Below are 4,111 nucleotides of genomic sequence, written 5' to 3'. Positions count from 1 at the left end.
CGAGTGGATGACGCAAAAAGGGATTGACTAACCAGGGCCCGTTACAGAAGCCCGGATGGAGCGAAGCGTAATCCGGGGTGTCTCGAAATGCGGCGCCGGTCCCGGATTACGCTGCGCTCCATCCGGGCTACCGCGGGCGGCAAGCATCTTCCGCCGCCGCGCTGATTGAGGAAGGCATCGGGCGGCCATGTTTGGAGTCTTATGTATTGCGCGTGACGTGTGTGGTCTCGCGTGGCGATGGATAGTTGTTCTGGCCAGTTTTTTTCTGCTTGCGATCGCTCACGCTGGAGCCGAGCCGGCCTTTTTGACGATCGAGGGCGATCTCAAATACGCCGCCTGGTGGGTCCTCGCTGATTTCCATCCGTTTACAACTGAGGTTCGGGGCATTCCCGCGAACAAGATCAACAAGAGCTGGGGCAAAGCGACCGAATTCCGCAAGGACCTCATTCCGCGCGAATTGCTGTTCGAGGGCGGCGCTGATGCAATGGCCGCCGCCGACGTCTCCTTCGTTATCGAAGGGCGCTTCGACGGCACCGCCGCGAGGCAGGTTGCGCTGGTTGGCGTCTTTCAGGAATGCTCGGGCCCAAAGGGAAGATTCATTTTGATCCTGGACCAGCCGGCTGAAGGGAAGGCCAAGGTCCGGTTCGTCAGCGCTTTTCGGACGGATCGTCAGTTCGGTGCCTTGCAGAAGGGCAGTGACAACAGCATCGTCGCCTTGGACTGCATGGAGTGCGACAGCGGTTCGGTCCTGAAATGGGACCGTAAGAAGCGCAAATTTGACTGGCTGCCCGAACCCGAAGAGCAATAGGGGCAGGAGGCCGCGCGGCCACGCCGCCCTTGACGCCGTCCCCGCGCCATGGTGTGTAGTTCCCCATGAGCACCGTCGTCCGCCCATCCCGTCTTTGGTGGCGCACCTCCTAAGAGGTGGCCGGTGCGATTTCTTTTCCCTAAATCGTCGAAGGTCGCCAACGCAGCGCGGCGGCCTGATCGTTTGTCCTGTGTGGCGTTCCCTCGGCAAGTCTCGTAAGAGGAGCCCAAGAGGATCACATGAACAGGACAGTCTTTGCCCTCCCGGCCAGAAGCGACTATGTGACCCGCGCGGGTCTCGCGATCACGCGCGTGGCGGAGCAGTTCAGCGGCGGCGCCAACCGGCTCGACGATCTCGTCAGCCTGCTCGACCGCCGCCGCGGCGTGGTGCTGTCGTCGGGCACGACCGTGCCCGGCCGCTACGAGAGCTTTGACCTCGGCTTCTCCGACCCGCCGCTCAAGCTCGAGACCGTGGGCGTCAATTTCAAGCTGGAAGCGTTGAATGCGCGCGGGCAGGTGCTGATCGCCTTCCTCACCGACGTGCTGCGCGAGCCCTGCGTGGTCATCTCCGAGAAGACGGCCTCGCGGCTTGCCGGCCACATCATCCGCGGCGATGCGCCGGTCGAGGAGGACCAGCGCACGCGTCGCGCCAGCGTGATGTCGCTGGTGCGCGATCTCGTCAGCGCCTTCTCCGCCAATGATGACGGGCTGCTCGGCCTGTTCGGCGCCTTTGCCTACGATCTCGTCTTCCAGATCGAGGACCTCGTGCAGAAGCGTGCGCGAGAGAAGGACCAGCGCGACATCGTGCTCTATGTCCCCGATCGCCTGCTCGCCTATGACCGCGCCACCGGTCGCGGCGTGGTGCTGAGCTACGACTTCAGCTGGAAGGGCCGATCGACCGAGGGCCTGCCGCGCGAGACCGCGGACAGCCCATATCTCAAGACGCCGCGGCAGGGCTTTGCCGATCATGCGCCCGGCGAATATCAGGCGACGGTGGAGACCGCGCGCGCGGCCTTTGCGCGCGGCGATCTCTTCGAAGCGGTGCCGGGACAGCTCTTCGCCGAACCCTGCGAGCGTTCACCGGCGGAAGTGTTCCAGCGTCTCTGCGTCATCAACCCGTCGCCTTACGGCGCGCTGATGAATCTCGGCGACGGCGAGTTTCTGGTATCGGCCTCGCCCGAGATGTTCGTGCGTTCCGACGGCCGTCGCGTCGAGACCTGCCCGATCTCCGGCACCATCGCGCGCGGCACGGATGCGATCGGCGATGCCGAGCAGATCCGCCAGCTCCTGAACTCGGAGAAGGACGAGTTCGAGCTCAACATGTGCACCGACGTCGATCGCAACGACAAGGCGCGCGTCTGCGTGCCCGGCACCATCAAGGTGCTGGCGCGGCGGCAGATCGAGACCTACTCGAAGCTGTTCCACACCGTCGACCACGTCGAAGGCATGTTGCGTCCCGGCTTCGATGCGCTGGATGCGTTCCTCACCCATGCCTGGGCCGTCACCGTCACCGGCGCGCCAAAGCTCTGGGCGATGCAGTTCGTCGAGGATCACGAGCGCTCGCCGCGCCGCTGGTATGCGGGTGCGATCGGCGCGGTGAATTTCGACGGCAGCATCAACACCGGCCTGACCATCCGCACCATCCGCATGAAGGATGGCCTTGCCGAGGTGCGTGTCGGTGCCACCTGCCTGTTCGACTCCGATCCTGCCGCGGAAGATCGCGAATGCCAGGTGAAGGCCGCAGCCCTGTTCCAGGCGCTGCGCGGCGATCCGCCCAAGCCGCTGTCGACTTTTGCGCCGGATGCCACCGGAAGCGGCAAGCGGGTGCTCTTGATCGACCATGACGACAGTTTCGTGCACATGCTCGCGGATTACTTCCGCCAGGTCGGCGCCAGCGTCACGGTGGTCCGCTATGTGCATGCGCTCGACATGCTCAAGCAGAAGACATGGGATTTGCTGGTGCTGTCGCCCGGACCAGGCAGGCCCGAAGATTTCGGGATCAAAAAGACCATCGACGCGGCGCTTCAGAACAAGCTGCCGGTGTTCGGCGTCTGCCTCGGCGTGCAGGCGATCGGTGAATATTTTGGCGGCGAGCTCGGGCAGTTGACGCATCCCGCCCACGGCCGGCCGTCACGGGTTCAGGTGCGGGGTGGGCGCCTGATGCGCAATCTGCCGAACGAGATCGTGATCGGCCGCTATCATTCGCTGTATGTTGAGCGCGACAGCATGCCGGATGTCCTGTCCGTGACAGCCAGCACCGAGGACGGCGTCGCCATGGCGCTCGAGCACAAGACGTTGCCGGTCGCCGGCGTGCAGTTCCACCCGGAATCGCTGATGTCGCTCGGCGGCGAGGTCGGTTTAAGAATTGTCGAGAACGCATTCCGGCTGAATGCGGGCGTCGATTGAGAGGCACCAATGACCTTTGACTACGATCTGAAGGCGAGCGTTCGCAGCATCCCGGACTATCCAAAGCCCGGGATCATGTTTCGCGACATCACGACCCTGCTCGCGGATGCGCGCGCCTTCCGCCGCGCGGTCGACGAGCTCGTGCATCCCTGGGCCGGCAACAAGATCGACAAGGTCGCCGGCATGGAGGCGCGCGGCTTCATCCTCGGCGGCGCGGTGGCGCATCAGCTCTCGGCCGGCTTCGTGCCGATCCGCAAGAAAGGCAAGCTGCCGCACACCACGGTGCGTATCGCCTATTCGCTGGAATACGGCATCGACGAGATGGAAATGCATGTGGATGCGGTCGCGCCCGGCGAGCGCGTGATCCTGGTCGATGACCTCATCGCCACCGGCGGCACTGCCGAGGGCGCGGTGAAGCTGCTCAGGCAGATCGGCGCCAACGTGGTGGCGGCCTGCTTCATCGTCGACCTGCCGGAGCTCGGCGGCGCCGCCAAGCTGCGCGCCATGGACGTGCCGGTGCGCACGCTGATGACGTTCGAAGGGCATTGAGCGCTTAGATCGCTTCCGCCCTCAGCTCCGACAGCCAATGCAGCATGCGCTCCTTCAGAAGCGCATCGCGGACATAGCTCATCTCCTCCTCGTCCAGCCGCTCGCATTCAGCGAAGCTGAGACCAGCGGCGCCATGCGCGTTCCAGGCTGCCTGAAGGGCGCGGCAGGGATGCCCGCCCTGGCGCAGCGTGAACCAGATCCGGTTGGGGATCTTCTCCAGATCCAGCGTCTGGCCGACCCAGGCTTCGCCCGTCGCCGCACAGCGGACGACGTAGTCGCCCGTGAAGAATTCGGAAGCGATTGATCTGTCGCTGTGATTTGACGTGAGCAAGTATTCGATTGTGCAAGA

4 protein-coding genes are annotated in these 4,111 nt (G+C 64.2%); 3 read left to right on the top strand and 1 reads right to left on the bottom strand.

All coding sequences use genetic code 11. The features are described from left to right. The first annotated feature begins 304 nt into the window (after positions 1 to 304). The 3 genes from Q2941_RS50995 to Q2941_RS50985 all read left to right on the top strand — a co-directional run bounded on the left by Q2941_RS50995 (position 305) and on the right by Q2941_RS50985 (position 3,762). Entirely contained in the window at positions 305 to 808 is a 504-nt protein-coding gene (locus tag Q2941_RS50995) for a hypothetical protein (protein ID WP_458197447.1), read from the top strand. 239 nt (positions 809 to 1,047) lie between these two features. Next, complete coding sequence (locus Q2941_RS50990; RefSeq protein WP_458197446.1) at positions 1,048 to 3,213, top strand: anthranilate synthase component I; 2,166 nt, start codon at positions 1,048 to 1,050, stop codon at positions 3,211 to 3,213. Positions 3,214 to 3,222: 9 nt separating this feature from the next. After that, on the top strand, positions 3,223 to 3,762 hold the full coding sequence (locus tag Q2941_RS50985) for an adenine phosphoribosyltransferase (RefSeq protein ID WP_027524250.1): 540 nt from the start codon (positions 3,223 to 3,225) through the stop codon (positions 3,760 to 3,762). A gap of 4 nt (positions 3,763 to 3,766) precedes the next feature. Here the strand turns inward: Q2941_RS50985 and Q2941_RS50980 are convergent, their stop codons facing one another. Continuing rightward, a complete protein-coding gene (locus Q2941_RS50980; protein ID WP_458197448.1) occupies positions 3,767 to 4,102 on the bottom strand; it encodes a GIY-YIG nuclease family protein in 336 nt (111 codons plus the stop codon). Positions 4,103 to 4,111: the final 9 nt, after the last annotated feature.

The sequence above is a fragment of the Bradyrhizobium sp. UFLA05-153 genome, assembly GCF_054185185.1.
The sequence above is the reverse complement of the archived record's forward strand: the minus strand, read 5'-3'. Positions and strand labels throughout refer to the sequence as shown.

Bases quoted from the DNA above. Each gene is read 5' to 3' on its own strand.
- Q2941_RS50990 (WP_458197446.1), top strand. From the start codon at position 1,048: ATGAACAGGACAGTCTTTGCCCTCCCGGCCAGAAGCGACTATGTGACC.
- Q2941_RS50985 (WP_027524250.1), top strand. From the start codon at position 3,223: ATGACCTTTGACTACGATCTGAAGGCGAGCGTTCGCAGCATCCCGGAC.